This is a genomic window from Paenibacillus senegalimassiliensis, from assembly GCF_001486585.1.
Taxonomy (GTDB): domain Bacteria; phylum Bacillota; class Bacilli; order Paenibacillales; family Paenibacillaceae; genus Fontibacillus; species Fontibacillus senegalimassiliensis.
On the sequence record NZ_LN909042.1, the window covers coordinates 353,813 to 369,708 of the forward strand.

Annotated in this window: 13 protein-coding genes and 1 pseudogene; 10 read left to right on the forward strand and 4 right to left on the reverse strand. The window is 47.6% G+C overall.

Features of this window, described 5'->3' with window-relative positions; translation table 11 throughout:
- Window positions 1-410: 410 nt before the first annotated feature.
- A pseudogene (locus tag BN3279_RS24505) lies at window positions 411-795 on the reverse strand (IS4 family transposase); the annotation flags it as partial.
- Between the two features lie 109 nt (window positions 796-904).
- On the opposite strand from BN3279_RS24505, the gene BN3279_RS03695 reads away from it, so the two are divergent.
- Genes BN3279_RS03695 through rfbD form a run of 4 tightly spaced genes read left to right on the forward strand, consistent with a single transcriptional unit; the run spans window position 905 to window position 4,129 of the window.
- Window positions 905-1,648, forward strand: coding sequence for a sugar phosphate nucleotidyltransferase (locus tag BN3279_RS03695; protein WP_059049323.1), 744 nt, complete (start codon window positions 905-907; stop codon window positions 1,646-1,648).
- A 30-nt stretch (window positions 1,649-1,678) separates the two neighbouring features.
- Complete coding sequence (rfbC, locus tag BN3279_RS03700) at window positions 1,679-2,227, forward strand: dTDP-4-dehydrorhamnose 3,5-epimerase (RefSeq protein ID WP_059049292.1); 549 nt, start codon at window positions 1,679-1,681, stop codon at window positions 2,225-2,227.
- A 13-nt stretch (window positions 2,228-2,240) separates the two neighbouring features.
- Entirely contained in the window at window positions 2,241-3,263 is a 1,023-nt protein-coding gene (gene rfbB, locus BN3279_RS03705; RefSeq protein ID WP_059049293.1) for a dTDP-glucose 4,6-dehydratase, read from the forward strand.
- The gene (gene rfbD, locus BN3279_RS03710; RefSeq protein ID WP_059049294.1) at window positions 3,260-4,129 is read left to right on the forward strand and encodes a dTDP-4-dehydrorhamnose reductase; all 870 of its coding nucleotides are present in this window, start codon (window positions 3,260-3,262) and stop codon (window positions 4,127-4,129) included. Before rfbB ends, rfbD begins: the two co-directional genes overlap by 4 nt.
- Window positions 4,130-4,222: 93 nt before the next feature.
- On the opposite strand, the gene BN3279_RS03715 is transcribed toward rfbD, so the two are convergent.
- The 3 genes from BN3279_RS03715 to BN3279_RS24445 all read right to left on the reverse strand — a co-directional run bounded on the left by BN3279_RS03715 (window position 4,223) and on the right by BN3279_RS24445 (window position 7,899).
- On the reverse strand, window positions 4,223-6,331 hold the full coding sequence (locus tag BN3279_RS03715; protein WP_059049295.1) for a hypothetical protein: 2,109 nt from the start codon (window positions 6,329-6,331) through the stop codon (window positions 4,223-4,225).
- 132 nt (window positions 6,332-6,463) lie between these two features.
- Window positions 6,464-7,597: an acyltransferase gene (locus BN3279_RS03720; RefSeq protein ID WP_059049296.1), complete on the reverse strand. Its 1,134-nt coding sequence runs from the start codon at window positions 7,595-7,597 to the stop codon at window positions 6,464-6,466.
- 212 nt (window positions 7,598-7,809) lie between these two features.
- On the reverse strand, window positions 7,810-7,899 hold the full coding sequence (locus BN3279_RS24445) for a putative holin-like toxin (RefSeq protein ID WP_222860878.1): 90 nt from the start codon (window positions 7,897-7,899) through the stop codon (window positions 7,810-7,812).
- A 174-nt stretch (window positions 7,900-8,073) separates the two neighbouring features.
- On the opposite strand from BN3279_RS24445, the gene BN3279_RS03725 reads away from it, so the two are divergent.
- The 6 genes from BN3279_RS03725 to pcrA all read left to right on the forward strand — a co-directional run.
- On the forward strand, window positions 8,074-9,021 hold the full coding sequence (locus BN3279_RS03725) for a glycosyltransferase family 2 protein (protein ID WP_059049297.1): 948 nt from the start codon (window positions 8,074-8,076) through the stop codon (window positions 9,019-9,021).
- A gap of 297 nt (window positions 9,022-9,318) precedes the next feature.
- A complete protein-coding gene (locus tag BN3279_RS03730; RefSeq protein WP_059049298.1) occupies window positions 9,319-10,251 on the forward strand; it encodes a glycosyltransferase family 2 protein in 933 nt (310 codons plus the stop codon).
- Window positions 10,248-11,654, forward strand: coding sequence for an undecaprenyl-phosphate glucose phosphotransferase (locus BN3279_RS03735; RefSeq protein WP_059049299.1), 1,407 nt, complete (start codon window positions 10,248-10,250; stop codon window positions 11,652-11,654). The genes BN3279_RS03730 and BN3279_RS03735 overlap by 4 nt, the downstream gene beginning before the upstream one ends.
- A gap of 17 nt (window positions 11,655-11,671) precedes the next feature.
- Window positions 11,672-12,559 (forward strand): phosphatidylinositol-specific phospholipase C/glycerophosphodiester phosphodiesterase family protein, encoded by an 888-nt coding sequence (locus BN3279_RS03740; RefSeq protein ID WP_059049300.1) that lies wholly within the window; start codon window positions 11,672-11,674, stop codon window positions 12,557-12,559.
- Between the two features lie 321 nt (window positions 12,560-12,880).
- Complete coding sequence (gene pcrB / locus BN3279_RS03745; protein ID WP_456299454.1) at window positions 12,881-13,585, forward strand: heptaprenylglyceryl phosphate synthase; 705 nt, start codon at window positions 12,881-12,883, stop codon at window positions 13,583-13,585.
- A gap of 298 nt (window positions 13,586-13,883) precedes the next feature.
- Window positions 13,884-15,896, forward strand: a 2,013-nt coding sequence (gene pcrA, locus BN3279_RS03750; protein WP_059049325.1) for a DNA helicase PcrA, incomplete at its 3' end; no start/stop codon positions are given.

Here is a 15,896-nt window from a genome sequence, read left to right on the forward strand (position 1 = left end):
AATCGGCTGCGCAGTTTAAGGTGTCGACTTCATCAAAGAGAAAATAAAGCATAACCTCTAGTGTTAACTAATCCGTGCTTTGCCGATGTTGCCAGGCTAGTAAAATATATAGCAGTTAAAAGACAATCAAAGTATGGCTAATGAGCAAGTAATAGGAGCCCTTAAAATTCTTTTTACAGGCACAGAGCGGATTTGATATATTTGGATGATTTTCTGTGCCATCAATGTTATATTGGCCGATAGAATAGCAGTCATTCGTTTTTTTTGGACCGATGGCGGGCAAGAACTACTACGACTGGAATACGAGAACCAGTTCCGTATAAATCAGGCGCAAAATATTCCGATAGTTCCCCTCCTGAACGCGCGGAGTGGAAGACCAGATGCGTGTCGGAAAGCAGTGCTTATTTCCATCGTCTATAACCGCAGAGGTGCTTGTCGATTCCTGGATGAATACTCGTAATATCGGCTTGCATGGAACTGACGAAGTCCAAAGTAAGAAACGTATGGTCGTCCGACCAGCCCCACAGCTTTGCTCTGATTTCGCTCGAACATGGAATCGTCCACAATGAACACGGATGTTCGCGTGACGGAAGTCAGGGGTTCGACTCGCTGCACTGTGTCACTGCTAAGTGAATTCAAGAAGCGCTGGCAAGCAAAGCCACTATGATTAAGAAAGCGATAGATGGCATCTTTTCCTGGGGAAGCTTAACTTTTAGTGCTTTGGAGCAGAAGAAAACAGGTTTTCATATGAAAGAGTAGCACGAAAACAAGCAGAAACATTCGGTGGGAAACGAAAGAAGCTGAGAAAAAAGAGATATGTAAGAAGTTGGAACAACTGAAAAAAATGGTTAACCAATCGATGCTTGTAGTCAAGTGCGAAAAAATAATAAAGGTGGAGAGCTATGTGAAGGGAATTGTACTAGCAGGAGGTACTGGCTCGCGTCTATACCCTCTTACCAAAGTAACAAATAAACACCTGTTGCCGGTAGGTAAATATCCAATGATTTTTCATGCTGTGAATAAATTAAAACAAGCTGGAGTCGTTGATATTCTTGTCGTTACTGGTAAAGAACATATGGGAGATGTAGTAAATTTACTCGGTAGTGGTGGTGAGATGGGAGTTTTTTTTACCTACAAAGTTCAAGATGAAGCTGGAGGAATCGCTCAGGCCCTCGGTCTTGCTGAGCATTTTGTTGGAGAAGATCAAATGCTCGTAATTCTTGGAGATAATGTATTTGCTGACGATATTTCTCCTTTTGTAGAAAAATTCAAGAAGCAGCAAGCAGGAGCAAAAATCCTGATTCAAGAGGTTCAAGACCCTAAACGTTTCGGGGTTCCAGAGATCCAAGGTGACAAAATCATTGATATTGAAGAAAAGCCTCAGTCGCCTAAATCAAATTATGCAGTAACGGGCATCTATATGTTTGACAATAATGTTTTTGATATTATTAAAACTCTTAAGCCCTCTGCTCGAGGGGAACTGGAGATTACTGATGTCAATAATGCATATATTGAACGTGGAGAGCTTGCCTTTGATGTTCTTCAAGGTTGGTGGACAGATGCGGGTACACATGCGTCATTAGCAAAAGCTAATGAACTTGCAAAAGATCTAGTTTTTGGAGAAGAATACGGCAAGCTGAAGTTATAATATAGATCTTTACAGTAGGAGGGAAAAGCTATGAGACTTACTCCTTTGAAGCTACAAGGTTCGTTTTTACTTGAACCGGTGGTACATGGCGATCACCGGGGTTTTTTTATGGAAAGCTATAATGAGCAGGTGATGCAGGAGCTCGGAGTCACCTATCCCTTTATTCAAGATAATCAGTCTTTATCAGCAGAACCGGGGGTACTGCGGGGATTGCACTACCAGCTAAGTCCTAAAGCACAAACGAAGCTAATTCGTGTACTCTCTGGGGCTATTTATGATGTAATTCTGGACATCCGTCGTAGCTCGCCAACGTTCGGCCAATGGGTTGCAGTCACGCTTAGTGAGCACAATAAGCGACAATTGCTGATTCCTAAGGGTTTTGCTCATGGCTTCTGTACTCTTGTACCTAATACCCAAGTTTTATATAAGGTGGACGAATACTATTCCCCGGAGGATGATCGCGGCATATTATGGAACGATCCGGCGCTAGCGATTGATTGGCCGGTAAGTGAGCCGCTGCTTTCTGATAAAGACAGGCATCATCCGACTTTGGCAGAAGCAGAAATGAATTTCGACTAGGAGGACTTTTCTCATGAAACTGCTTGTCACAGGCGGTGCCGGCTTTATTGGCAGCAACTTTGTATTATATATGCTGGATCAGCATCCCGAGTACCAGATTATTAATGTGGATGCTCTTACTTATGCCGGAAATCTGGAGAATTTGAAGTCTGCAGAAGGCAATGCGAATCATACTTTCCACAAGGCGGATATTACCGATGCTCAGGCTATGAATGAACTGGTCAGCCAAGGCGTGGATGTGATCGTCAATTTTGCGGCGGAGTCGCATGTGGATCGCAGCATCCTGGAGCCGGAAGTTTTTGTGAAAACGAATGTACTTGGTACACAGGTGCTTCTGGAAGCAGCGCGCCAGCATGGTGTTCAGAAATTCGTTCAGGTCTCCACCGACGAGGTATACGGGACATTGGGAGAGACCGGACTGTTCACTGAGGAAACACCGTTAACTCCTAACAGCCCCTATTCAGCTAGTAAAGCAGGCGGGGATTTGCTAGTTCGCGCTTACCATGAAACCTTTGGCCTTTCCGTAAACATTACACGTTGCTCCAACAACTACGGACCGTATCAATTCCCCGAGAAGCTTATTCCATTGATGATCTCCAAGGCGTTAGCGAACGAAGCCCTGCCTGTATACGGAGATGGCTTGAACATTCGTGACTGGCTTTATGTAGAAGACCATTGCAGTGCTATTGATTTGGTCATTCATCAGGGGCGCGATGGGGAAGTGTACAACATTGGTGGGAACAATGAACGGACTAACTTGCATATTGTAAAAACCATTCTGGAGCAGCTAGGTAAGTCTGAATCACTGATTAAGTATGTTCAGGATCGGCCCGGCCATGATCGTCGTTATGGCATTGATCCGACCAAGACGATGACAGAACTGGGCTGGAAGCCAAAGCACTCTTTTGAGACGGGAATTCAAGAAACCATTCGTTGGTACCTGGACAATCGGGAATGGTGGACTCGCATCCAATCGGGAGCGTACCAGGAGTATTTCGTTAAGCAATATGGTGAACGGCTGGAAGGGCGCTTATGAGAGTGGTGGTGACTGGAGCTGAAGGGCAGTTAGGTAAGGATGTCGTAAAAGTTTTTGAGCAAGCAGGTCATGAACTATTGCCCACCGACCGTAATACGCTGGATATCACCGATCAGGAGATGTGTTTGAGGGTCGTCCGGCAGTTTCAACCTGATATTGTCATTCATTGCGCAGCTTATACAGCAGTAGATCAGGCCGAACAAGATGTTGACATGGCATACGCTGTAAATGCGACCGGAACTCGTAACATGGTGCTCGCCGCCGAACAGGTAAAGGCTAAATTTTGCTATATCAGTACGGACTATGTATTCGATGGTACATCTGATGTGCCTTACCAGGAATACGACAATACGAATCCGCAAAGTATTTATGGCAAGTCCAAACGTGCTGGAGAACAGTTAGTTCAAAGTTTGTCCTCGTCGTTCTTCATAGTGCGAACCTCTTGGGTGTATGGGCAATATGGACATAATTTTGTGAAAACCATGCTACGACTGGGAGAAGAGAAGCCAGCTCTTCAGGTGGTGAATGATCAAAAAGGTTCACCTACCTACACGGTGGATCTGGCAACTTTTCTACTTGAACTGGTTGCTACGCAGAAATTTGGCACTTATCATGTCTCTAACTTAGGAGAATGTACATGGTATGAGTTTGCCCAAGCGATTTTTGCAGAAGCGGCTGATATTCGTGGAAAGGGCTTTACAGTCAAGGTGGAGCCTTGCTCGACCGAGGAATTTCCCCGCCCAGCACCACGTCCAAGCAATTCGGTCATGGATCACTTAAGTATTCGTACCAACGGATTACAGGATTTGCGGCCATGGCGTGAGGGACTGAGGGCATTTTTGGAAGAGATGAAGGATGAGCTTTAAATAATAGGGAGAAGCTAATTGTTGTAGTGCAAATAATTAGCTTCTCTTTATTGTATAGTGTTTCCGCTAGTAATTATTTTTTATATCAGCTTCTTAATCGAGTGGAATTGAAGCTCGGATATTAATAAAATTTTTGGGTGTTGTGGCGACGGATAACTGTCCATTTGAGCTTATCTGCACCAAACAGGCAGTTGCATCTGCAGCGTAACTCCAAGTTATCGCCTGAGTACGTTCGAGTCGTTTAGGCCATGCCTTCTCAGGTAATTCACACAAAATTGTTCCTGCTGTTGTAACACCTGCGTTAGCAGTTCCGCGCAATTCCAGATGATTGTCAACCACTCTGTACTGTAAAGGTTCAACGGCATTGGTGGTCCAAGAGTTCAGCATTATGATGTCGACCCATCTCGGCTTATCCTTTTCCACCTTTTTTTGCTCTACAACAGATACCCGCTGCAATGCTTCTGCCACACCCGCTGCAAGCTCGCTAATCTGCGCCTTTTCATTAGTTACCAAATAGCCTGTAATCGGTTGAGTTGGGGACTTGTCGAGCTTGATGTAGGTAACGCTGTATGCAGAAGATTCATCAAATTCTTGCGTCACATTACCATAGGTTACTCGTGCTAATCCATTAGCTGTATCGTCATAAACGTGTGTCCATAATCCGGTTTGGTTGTTATTATTGGCGTAAACATTCAGTATCTCACTAGTTGTATTCTTTAGTAGTGATTCAGGGAAAGAAGTTCGATTGATATAATGATAAATCAGAGTGTTTCCGGATTTGATAGGCTTAGCCCGTTCTCTCAGTGTAATTCCCGTCCCTACTTCTACTGTGTTGTCACCTTCGGTAAGAAGTAGCTCTCCTTCTGCTGCTACAGGTTCAATGGTTTCTTTAGCCAGGCGATATAGAAGATTATATGGTTTCCAATTAGGCGCTTGAGTCGTTGGGAGTGTCGTTGTGTATAGATCAGCCCCTCCCGAAATTACCGTTCCCCAAGCTTTTGTACCTGCACCGTTATATGGGTCTAATGAGACCGCATCACGCATCCGCCACCCGTTAAAAAAAGCCCTAACCTCGTTTTGTGTAGGTGTGTACTCGTCTCCCCATCCGCTGTCTGTGTTGGATACAACAATCTGTATCTTATTCTGGTAGTTAAAATTGATAAGAAATTGGTTTATATCACTGAAATTTGAACTCATTGTAACATTTCTTAGAACATCCCCGCTGTAACTTGTCATTAAAGCATATAGCGGAGACTCTGTCTTACTTCCTTCTGCTAGTGGAGGTGGGACGATATAGACAAATTTACAGCCTAACGGGGGTAAAACTTCGGAATTTCTCGGGACTGCAAAAGATACCATACTGTTGTCGATATTAACTTTTCTCCACTTAGCCAGCTTCTTGTATTCTCCATTGTGTATAAACAGTATATCTGGTTCATTTCCATCCGTAGGGTTTGCATGCAACTCCGTCTCAAAGGCGAGCATAGATTTGCGTTGTGGTACGAACAGTTCCGGCTCCGTACCAATGGTGAGCATTGGGTTTATATAATGTGCTGTACCCGTTGCTGAAGATTCAATTCCCACTGAAACCCGTATGCTCACAGCGCCTTCAGGTGTAAATATAGGTGTTGAGAAATAAAATCCTTCCGTAATAGCATCAATTTTATGTGTAGATGATCCAAAGGAAGCTCCGGAACTGTCATAACAAGTGTATTGGATGTAGGCCCTTCCTTCACCAGATACGTTGCAATTTACTTGGGCGGATAAACAATAAGAATGATTTTCTTGAATTGAAATAGTATAACTACAATGTCCATATCTATTCATAGCTTTCCTGTTTATCTCAATTTCATAAGCTTCATGTACATTATATGTTGCATCACTACCAAAGTCTGAAATCCACTCATAAAACGGCGGCAACAAATTCCCGGACGTATTAATTACATACGGATTTTCCACACCAATTATTCCCGTGCGGCCCTGACCGTTAATTTCCGTCTTACCCTCGATTTGCTCCAGCTTAAACAGCCCATCTCTCTTTGCATGAATAACCTGTAATCCCGGCTGTAAAGTGACCGGAGATCTATTAGCGGTATCTAAACGTTCCTTTATCTCAGTGTGCAGTTCATTAATTTCGTGCCCAATATCATTAATATCTTCTGGCCTTACCGTATCAGTTAAGGTCCAATCTGTCTTTGCCACAAAAAAACCTCCGCTCTTTATAGTTTGCAGCACATTTGTATCTCTGCTACGTTTATTTTATAAGAGGCAAAGGTTATGTATCGGCCTTATTGCGGACGGTAAGAGGACATGGAGAGGACAGAAAAATAACATTCACACCCGCCCCACCAATCCCTCCCCAACGCCCTTCACCTTACTCAACCCTACGCATACACCCAAACTCACCGCAGCGCACAACACAAACGACACCACCGTCTGCCCATACACACCAAGTACCCCCAGATAAGAAATCGCCAGGTAGTTGGTTGAACTGAGCACCATAGCGTGGATCAAATAAGCTCCGAAGGAGTAACGCCCAAAGGTCGTCAACAGCGAGGTTAACCAACTAGTGTGCTCGGCAAGCCTTTCGGCTGCAGCAAACACCAACACCATCGACACCAATATCGTCCCCATCATCAACAGATTCAGCGGTGCCGTGACATAGGAACTGTAGATATAGAGATCGCTGGTCAAGCTTTGCGTAAGTGCCTCGATCCGGGTGTAAATGATGTACATGAACACCCCAAGGCCGATCAGGCATAACCACCAAATGCGGCTGACGATCATTTTCCACTGCTTATAATACAATCCGACCAGACCGCCCATCACAAAATAAAACATCCAGAACAGAAAGTTTCGATCCAGATAACGAATCACCGTAGTGTTGAGGAAGGCATTGTCAGAGGTAATCCAGCCTTTGGATAAGGCATACACCAGGCCTAAGGCCAGACCAAGAAACACCACGCCTACCGCCAAGTTGACCCACAGCTTCTTCTCCTTACCCAGCATGAGCCGGAACAGGGGGAACAGCAGATAGAACGGAATAATCATGACCATAAACCATAAATGATAGGAGGCCTGTCCTGTTAAGCTCACTCGGAGCAGCTCGACCAGCTCGTTCCAAAGGCTGGATAACGACATCACGATTCCGCCACTGCGCACGCTCATCCAAATATAATAAATAACCGTCCACGCCAGATAGGGCACGACAATTTGCCGGAATCTTTTCCATAGGAAGCTCCCGTAATTCAGCTTGCCATCATAATTGTAGAACAACACCACCCCGGTGATGAACACAAACAAAGGTACCGCAAACCGAATCAATCCGAGAAAAGTCGTCCCGGCCAGAACGGTCTGTCCACTCAGGCCTGGCTGATAAAACACCCCGGCAATCACATGCTGCAGCACCACCGCCCAAAAAGCCATCCCTCGCAGCAACTCTATCTCAGGTAATCTTTCTTTTCTCATTTGTCTCTCCTTGGTACTGAGTTTGCCAAAACGTTATGCTCCCCTGCGTGGATTGAAATGTATCTAACTTTAAGTTAGAATATATGTAGTATAAACCAAAGAGCCGTGCTGGTAACACGACTCTTTGCAGCAATAGCCGCTTCTAAGGGCGGTGGCTTCAAAAGTGGATAATTATAAAAAAAGTAGACCATTTCACCTTTGGCGAGGGTGGTCTACTTTTTGTTATGGAATGAAAGTACCAATACAATTAATGTCGCAAATGATATCATTAACGTCAAGGTATCTTTAATTTCCACAGGCATCCCTCCCTTCAACCGGAGGTAGCCGACCACCCATATAAGCCATCTATCGCTTGTCCAATTATAGCACAATTTGTCATTAGTGAGTAGCAGAAGGGTAGCTGTATAATTCCGTTTGCTCTCAGGCCAGTTTGGTATAATTTTGACAATATGCTTATCGTAGAAAGAGTGATCCTCATGCCAGCGTCTCCAACCATAACCGTACAAATCGTGACCTATAATAGTGCGGACGACATAGAAGATTGCCTAAGGGCTGTTCAGCAGCAAACCTATCCGGTGGAAAAAGTGCTCGTCATCGACAACGTCTCCCATGACCTTACAGTGGAGCGGGTGCAACAAGTGATGGAGCAGGAGGGGGGCCAGCGCATTGAACTCATTCGAAATTCGGTCAATACCGGCTTTGCGCCGGCCCATAACCAGGGGATGCGTCTCACGCACAGCGACTATGTGCTGGTGCTGAACCCGGACGTGCAGCTCGCTCCAACTTACATCGAGCGTTTAGTCCAGTCCATACAACCGCATCCCAAGCTAGGTGCAGCGACCGGAAGGCTACTGCTTAAATCCTCCCTGGACACCATAGACAGCACGGGCATTGTCATGAAAGGGACATGGCGTGCTTTTGACCGGGGGATGGGGGAACCTGCAAATCTGTGGGAGAAGTCCGGGGAAGTGTTTGGCGTCTCCGGAGCTGCGGCGCTATATAAACGCGAGATGATCAACAAGATTGAAGTAGGCGGCGAATTTTTTGACGAGGACTTTTTTGCATATAAAGAGGATGTGGATGTAGCCTGGCGTGCCAGCTTACTGGGATGGAAAGCTTTCTACTGTGCAGATGCGCTGGCCTATCATGAACGGGGCTGGAAGCCAGGCAGCCGCAGAGCCCAACCGCTATTTATCCGCAGGTACTCTTACATCAATCGCTATAAGATGATTTATAAGAACCTGACGGGGAGCCGCTGGCTAAAGCATCTCCCCGGGCTGCTTGCCTATGAACTAGCCAGCAATGGTTATATGCTGCTCAGGGAGCCTGGGGTACTTGGCTCTTGGAAGACTTTTTTCAAGACACTCCCCAAATTGCGCGAGAAGCGCCGGGAGATTCGGGAGAAGATGGACACAAGTGTATAGTTAGATGCTAGGGGGGCTCTATAATAAAAAAACGCATTATTGCTTTTAAATGCTGTCAATTGAGGTATGTGCTGCAGTGTGCTAAAATAGGAATAGAAAATAAGGGCGGTTGGCCGACCGCCCCCAGTACAAACAACTTGAGTGGAGTTACTCCTCCAAGGAAATCTTTCAATTATATGAAGAAGTGACCCACAGGTAGCCAAACCTTGGAGTGGGTCACTTCTTTTTTCTATCGAGATTTGTACCTATGCTATAATACCAATAGACTACTATATTCTTTGGGAGCGGAGCGTAATCATGGATTTGAGCATCTTGATTGTCAACTATAATACCTGCCGTTTGACACTGGACTGTTTGCAGTCGGTCTACGACTCCAAGACAGTTTATTCGTACGAGGTGATTGTGGTGGACAACGCTTCGTCCGACGACTCGGTCGAGTCGATCCGCAGGGAGTACCCCGGTACGCCGCTGATTGCGAATATCGATAACACCGGTTTTGCCAAAGCAAACAACCAGGCCATGGCGGTAGCCAAAGGCCGTTATGTGCTGCTGCTGAATTCAGACACTATCGTTCAGCCGGATACGCTGCAAACGATGGTTGCCTATATGGATGAAAACCCTCAGGTTGGGGCCTCCGGCTGCAAAATCATTTTGCCCGATGGCTCACTGGACAAAGCATGCAAGCGTGGATTTCCAACACCGTCTGCGTCGTTCTATTATGCCTTTGGCTTCTCCCGGTTGTTCCCTGATAAGCCGAAGTTCAATCAGTACCAGCTTGGCTATCTGGACCCGAACGAGACCTACCCGATTGACTGTTTGGTTGGGGCGTTCATGCTGGTACGGCGTGAGACGATTCAGCAGGTGGGTGGACTAGATGAAACTTTCTTCATGTATGGCGAAGACATTGATTGGTGTTACCGCATCAAGCAAGCGGGCTGGGACATTCATTACCATCCAGCGACATACATTGTTCACTATAAGGGAGCCAGCAGCAGGCGCAAGCCGTTTAAAATTATATATGAATTCCATCGTGCCATGTGGGTATTCCACCGCAAACATTATCTCAGGCAATATTCATGGATTACGAATGGGTCGGTGGCTTGCGGAATTGCCCTTAAATTTACCTTATCCTTATTGAAAAATAGACTCTTCACGCCGGAGGCGGCCTTGCCTGCCCTCACACCGCAACAGAAGCAGCCAAGCGAAACGAACATGGAGGCGAAACAATGATACGCAAAAACCAGCGATTTCTCACTCAACTGTATATTCTGGTCGATTTTGCTGCCATTCAGCTAGCCTTCCTGCTCGCTTGGTGGTTTAAGTTTGCCAGTGGCTGGATTGCCTACGAGCAACCCCTGCCGATTGAAATCTACGCCTACTGGAGTGTTATCTACGGCGTGATTGCCGTGCTGATGGGCGTCATGATCACGCTTTATATGCCGAAGCGCAAGAAGCGTTTTGCCGATGAAGTCTGGAAGATCATCCAGGTTCACGGCATGAGCTTGTTCATCCTGCTTGGCCTGATGTTCTTCTTCAGACAAGTGGACATCTCCCGTCACTACTTAGCCTTCTACATGATGTTCAACGTAGTGCTCATTACGTTATACCGCTATCTATTGAAGAACGCCTTGAAGCAACTGCGCAAGAAGGGCTTTAACAAGCAGTTCGTGCTCATTCTGGGCGCAGGCTCTCTAGGACGCCGGTTTCATGCCAACCTTAAGCAATACCCGGAGCTTGGCTATGAAGTCGTTGGCTTCCTCGATGACCAAAAAGAGTGGGACGGCATAGAAGCCGCCCGCTACAAGCCCATCCTGGGGACGATTGATGAGCTTGAGCGTATACTCGAATCCAAGCTGATTGACGAGGTTGTGCTGGCACTTCCCCTGGAAGCCCATCACAGATATGCACGAATTATTGCCATATGCGAAAAAACAGGCGTGCGCACGCTGATCATCCCGGACTTTTTTGACTACTTGCCTGCTCGGCCTTATTTTGATAACTTTGCGGGAATGCCGATGATTAACGTACGTGACATTCCACTGGATCTGACGGGCAACCGGATTGCCAAGCGGGTTTTTGATATCTTGTTTTCTCTACTGGCAATCATCATTACTTCCCCGGTGCTGCTGTTCGTTGCCATTGGCGTCAAATTGACCTCAAAGGGTCCAATTATCTTCAAGCAGGAGCGGGTGGGCTTGAACCGGCGGACGTTCCAGATGTATAAGTTTCGCTCCATGCAACTACTTCCCGAAGGAACCGAAGACACGGGCTGGACGACTGCCAACGACCCAAGACGCACGCGCTTTGGGACCTTTATCCGCAAGACGAGTCTGGACGAACTGCCGCAATTTTTCAATGTCCTAGCGGGGCATATGAGTGTGGTAGGGCCAAGGCCGGAGCGTCCATACTACGTGGATCAATTCAAGGAAGAGGTGCCTAAATACATGGTGAAGCACCATGTACGGCCAGGCATTACCGGTTGGGCGCAAAGCCATGGGCTGCGAGGCGATACCTCAATTGAAGAGCGCATCAAATACGATATTTTCTATATTGAGAACTGGTCGATTTTACTCGACATCAAGATTGTGTTTAAGACGGTGATTAACGGCTTTATAAATAAGAATGCTTACTAGTAGATAGGATACTTATAATGAAAAACAAACTAACCTACAGCCTGCTGCTGCTTGCCGGCGTGGGCCTGCTACTATGGATGGTTTTACCGAGATTGCTTGTGCCCGAGCCTACTAAACAGGGCTTCACGGCGTACCGAATGGTAGCGCACGCAATGGGTGGCATTGATGAACTGACCTACACCAACAGCTACGAAGCTTTTGTTGTCAACTACGAGAAGGGCCTGCGCGTATTTGAAGTCGATCTACTGCTCAGCAGCGATAATAAGCTGGTTGCCCGTCATGAGTGGGGGCAAGGCTTTACCCAAATGCTGGGGCAGCAAGAGACTATCGAGGAGGAGCTTCAGGGGGCAGTCTGGTCCCATAATGAGTTTAAGGAAGCAAAAATCAAAGGGGAATATGAACCCCTGGATTGGGCCGATATCGTAGAACTGATGGAGCTTTATCCTGATGTCTATATCGTGACGGATACGAAGCAAACCACGCCTGAGGAGATTCAAGAGATTTTCACGCAAATCGTAGAGCAGACCAAGGAGCGGCAGCCTGAACTACTTAAGCGCGTGGTACCGCAAATCTACAACCGTGATATGTGGGAGCCGGTTCAGGCAATATACCCGTTTGATTCAGTGATCTTCACGCTCTACCAAACTCATGAGACAGATAAAGAAGTAGTACAGTTTGCCAAGGAGAAGCAGATTGCTGCCATCACCATGTCCGAGACCCGAGCCAACGCGGGCCTGATCGCTGATTTGAAGCGGGTGGGAGTCGTGTCCTATGTTCATACCATTAACGATCCGGAACTTATAGCCAAATTCCAGCGTATGGGAGCCTATGGCTTCTATACCGACTTTTTGGCGGAGGAAGACATTGCGGAGAATGCTGGCTGGTTCTCTAACTGGCTTCCTTAGAAATGTGAAACAACCTCATACTATGGAGGAAGATGCGTTTTCACCTACGGGAACGCGTCTTTTTATGTTCGCATCAAAGGCGAACATTGACAGGGTATACGAGGTAACATAGACTAGAAACTGAGCTGTAAAGGTGGGCGAATTCCGTCGCTGCACATACAGGGAAGATCGGGAGCGAGGCTGCGCAGTAGAGCCTCGTTTTTTAAAATATTATGGCCAACGAATTGCTGGAGGCTTCCATGGTTTACTGTGCTTTTAAGGGGCCAGGAATAAGCCTTTTTGATGCGTATCTGCTAGAACCCTAGCTTGGAGGAATGAATTTTGAAGCAAATGATAGCATCCTGGCGGCATGTCTTTAAGCTGGACCCGGATCGGGAACTGGATGATCAGGCCCTTGAAGCGGTTTGTCTGTCGGGGACGGACGCCATCATGATTGGAGGCTCCAGCGGAGTCACCTATGATAACACCGTGGAGTTGCTTGCACGGGTGCGCCGTTTTGAGGTGCCCTGCGTACTTGAGGTATCGGAGCTCACGGCGGTGGTGCCCGGCTTCGACCTTTACCTTATCCCCATGGTGCTTAACGCCGGACATCCGGATTGGATCATCGGGCAGCAGGCCCGGGCGGTGGAGCAATATGGCTACCTGATTCCCTGGGATCAACTCATGCCCGAAGGATACATTGTGTTGAATCCGGAAGCTACAGTGGCCAGGTTGACAGGGGCCACCCTGTTAGGATCATCCGAAGCAAGGGCCTACGCGCAGGTGGCGGATCGCTTACTCCAGTTACCCATTGTGTATCTCGAATATAGCGGACAATTAGGCGACCTGGAGTTAGTGAGAGATGTGCGGCGAACGCTGGAGCAATCCCGTTTATTCTACGGTGGTGGTATCATAGATAGCCAGACCGCGCGCCGTGCTGCGGCCGTTGCCGATACGGTAATCGTGGGCAATGCGATATATAACGACCTGGAGCGTGCCTTGGACACGGTGACTGCCGTGCACAACGTTAAGACGGTTCAGGCATAGGAAGATAACAGAACCAGATAGTGGTTCGTGATTATATGAGATAGCGATTCGCGATGATATGAACTGGAAAAAGTCCTGTTAATCAGCCGTTTTTACCGAAATAGCGCAAATTATATGGAATTTGTCCTGCTAATTACGGCAAAATGATGAGTTTATAGAGAAACTGCCTGAAATAGATGGAGAATTTCCAGCTAAATAAGAAAATTCAGACCAATTAGTAAATATAGCGGGAGGATTTCCCACTAATTCAGTAGATCAAGAGCGCAAGGATAAGGAAGGAGCATGTTTGATGCAACCTATGCAACCTGTGAACATACAAGAGGCGGTCAGCCGCCTGAATCCTGAGCAACGGCAAGCCGTGGAGGCAACCGAAGGGCCGTTGCTGATTATGGCCGGGGCCGGCAGTGGCAAGACGCGCGTGCTAACGCACCGCATTGCTTATCTGATTGCTACGCGCAAGGCGCCGCCTTGGGCAATCCTCGCCATTACTTTTACGAACAAAGCAGCCCGAGAGATGCAGGACCGGGTGTCCAGACTGGTAGGCGGACACGAAGGCCGCGATATTTGGGTATCCACCTTTCACTCCATGTGTGTACGTATTTTGCGGCGAGATATCGAGCGGATTGGATTTACCTCCAACTTTTCCATCTTGGATTCGACCGATCAGTTATCCGTCATTCGTAACTGCATGAAGGAAATGAATATCGATACCAAGAAGTTTGAACCCAAAGCTGTTCAGTCCATGATCAGCACCGCCAAGAATGAACTCGTCACCCCGCAGCAATATGAGCAGAAGGTAGGCGACTACTTTGAAGGGATCGTGGCCAAGGTCTACACCATGTACCAAAGACGGCTGCGCAGCAACAATTCCCTGGACTTTGACGACCTGATTATGAAGACGATTGAACTGTTCAAGGAACAGCCGGAGGTTCTGGACTTCTATCAGAAGAAATTCCAGTACATTCATGTGGACGAGTATCAGGATACGAACCGGGCGCAATACATGCTCTGCCGCATGCTGGCGGACAAGCACCACCGCATCTGCGTAGTTGGAGACAGTGACCAGTCCATCTACCGCTGGCGTGGGGCGGATATCAGCAATATCCTGAACTTCGAGAAGGATTATCCGGAAGCGAAGACCATACTTTTGGAGCAAAATTATCGTTCCACCTCTACCATTCTGAACGCGGCCAACGAAGTCATCGGGCAGAATACCGGACGCAAGCCGAAGAAGCTGTGGACCGATAAGGGCGACGGGGACAAGATCAAGGTGTATCGCGCCGATTCCGAGCATGATGAAGGGTACTTTGTGACCACGGAGATTCATAATAATATAAAAAAAGATCGCCATTATCGCGATCATGCCATCTTGTATCGGACGAACGCGCAATCGCGGGTCATCGAGGAAATTTTGATCAAGTCGGATATTCCTTATCAAATCGTGGGCGGCATTAAGTTCTACGATCGCAAAGAAATCAAGGACTTGCTCGCCTATTTGCGCCTGCTGTCCAATCCGGACGATGATATCAGCTTGACCCGGGTTATCAACGTGCCGAAGCGAGGCATTGGGGATACCACGGTAGGCAAATTGGCTGATGCTGCGGCACAGCGGGGAGTCTCAATCTTCCGGGTGCTCCAGGTGGTTGACGATCTGGGTTTTGCCGGACGTACGCGCAATGCTTTGGTTGACTTTTTTGACATGATCGATGGTCTGCACCGGATGGTGGAATACCTGTCCGTCACGGAACTGACTGAGAAGCTGCTGGAAATGACCCAGTACCGGCTCGAACTACAAAATGAAAATACCCTCGAATCCCGTTCCCGGCTGGAGAACATTGATGAGTTCCTGTCCGTAACTATGGAATTTGAGAATAATAATGAAGATAAATCACTGGTCTCTTTCTTGACCGATTTGGCTTTGATAGCCGATATTGATAGCATGAATGACAACAGCGACGCCGAGAAGCCAAATGATGATGCGGTCGTGCTTATGACGATGCACAGCGCCAAGGGGCTGGAGTTCCCGGTCGTGTTCATCGTTGGTATGGAGGAGGGCGTCTTCCCGCATAGCCGGGCCTTCCTTGACAACGAAGAGCTGGAGGAGGAGCGCCGTCTGGCGTATGTGGGCATCACCCGCGCCGAAGAGAAGCTGTTCCTCTCCTGCGCCCAAATGCGCACCCTGTTTGGGCGCACCACCGCCAACCCGCCGTCCCGCTTCCTCGATGAAATCCCCGAGGAGCTGAAGGAAGACGGCGGACGCACACCGCGCGACCGCTACGGCCGGGGGGCCGACGCGGGCGGTGCCTACAGC

What these genes read in the sequence shown, in the direction of transcription:
- rfbC (WP_059049292.1), top strand. Translation starts at nt 1,679, where the DNA reads ATGAGACTTACTCCTTTGAAGCTACAAGGTTCGTTTTTACTTGAACCG.
- rfbB (WP_059049293.1), top strand. Translation starts at nt 2,241, where the DNA reads ATGAAACTGCTTGTCACAGGCGGTGCCGGCTTTATTGGCAGCAACTTT.
- rfbD (WP_059049294.1), top strand. Translation starts at nt 3,260, where the DNA reads ATGAGAGTGGTGGTGACTGGAGCTGAAGGGCAGTTAGGTAAGGATGTC.
- BN3279_RS03720 (WP_059049296.1), bottom strand. Translation starts at nt 7,597, where the DNA reads ATGAGAAAAGAAAGATTACCTGAGATAGAGTTGCTGCGAGGGATGGCT.
- BN3279_RS24445 (WP_222860878.1), bottom strand. Translation starts at nt 7,899, where the DNA reads ATGCCTGTGGAAATTAAAGATACCTTGACGTTAATGATATCATTTGCG.
- BN3279_RS03725 (WP_059049297.1), top strand. Translation starts at nt 8,074, where the DNA reads ATGCCAGCGTCTCCAACCATAACCGTACAAATCGTGACCTATAATAGT.
- BN3279_RS03730 (WP_059049298.1), top strand. Translation starts at nt 9,319, where the DNA reads ATGGATTTGAGCATCTTGATTGTCAACTATAATACCTGCCGTTTGACA.
- BN3279_RS03735 (WP_059049299.1), top strand. Translation starts at nt 10,248, where the DNA reads ATGATACGCAAAAACCAGCGATTTCTCACTCAACTGTATATTCTGGTC.
- BN3279_RS03740 (WP_059049300.1), top strand. Translation starts at nt 11,672, where the DNA reads ATGAAAAACAAACTAACCTACAGCCTGCTGCTGCTTGCCGGCGTGGGC.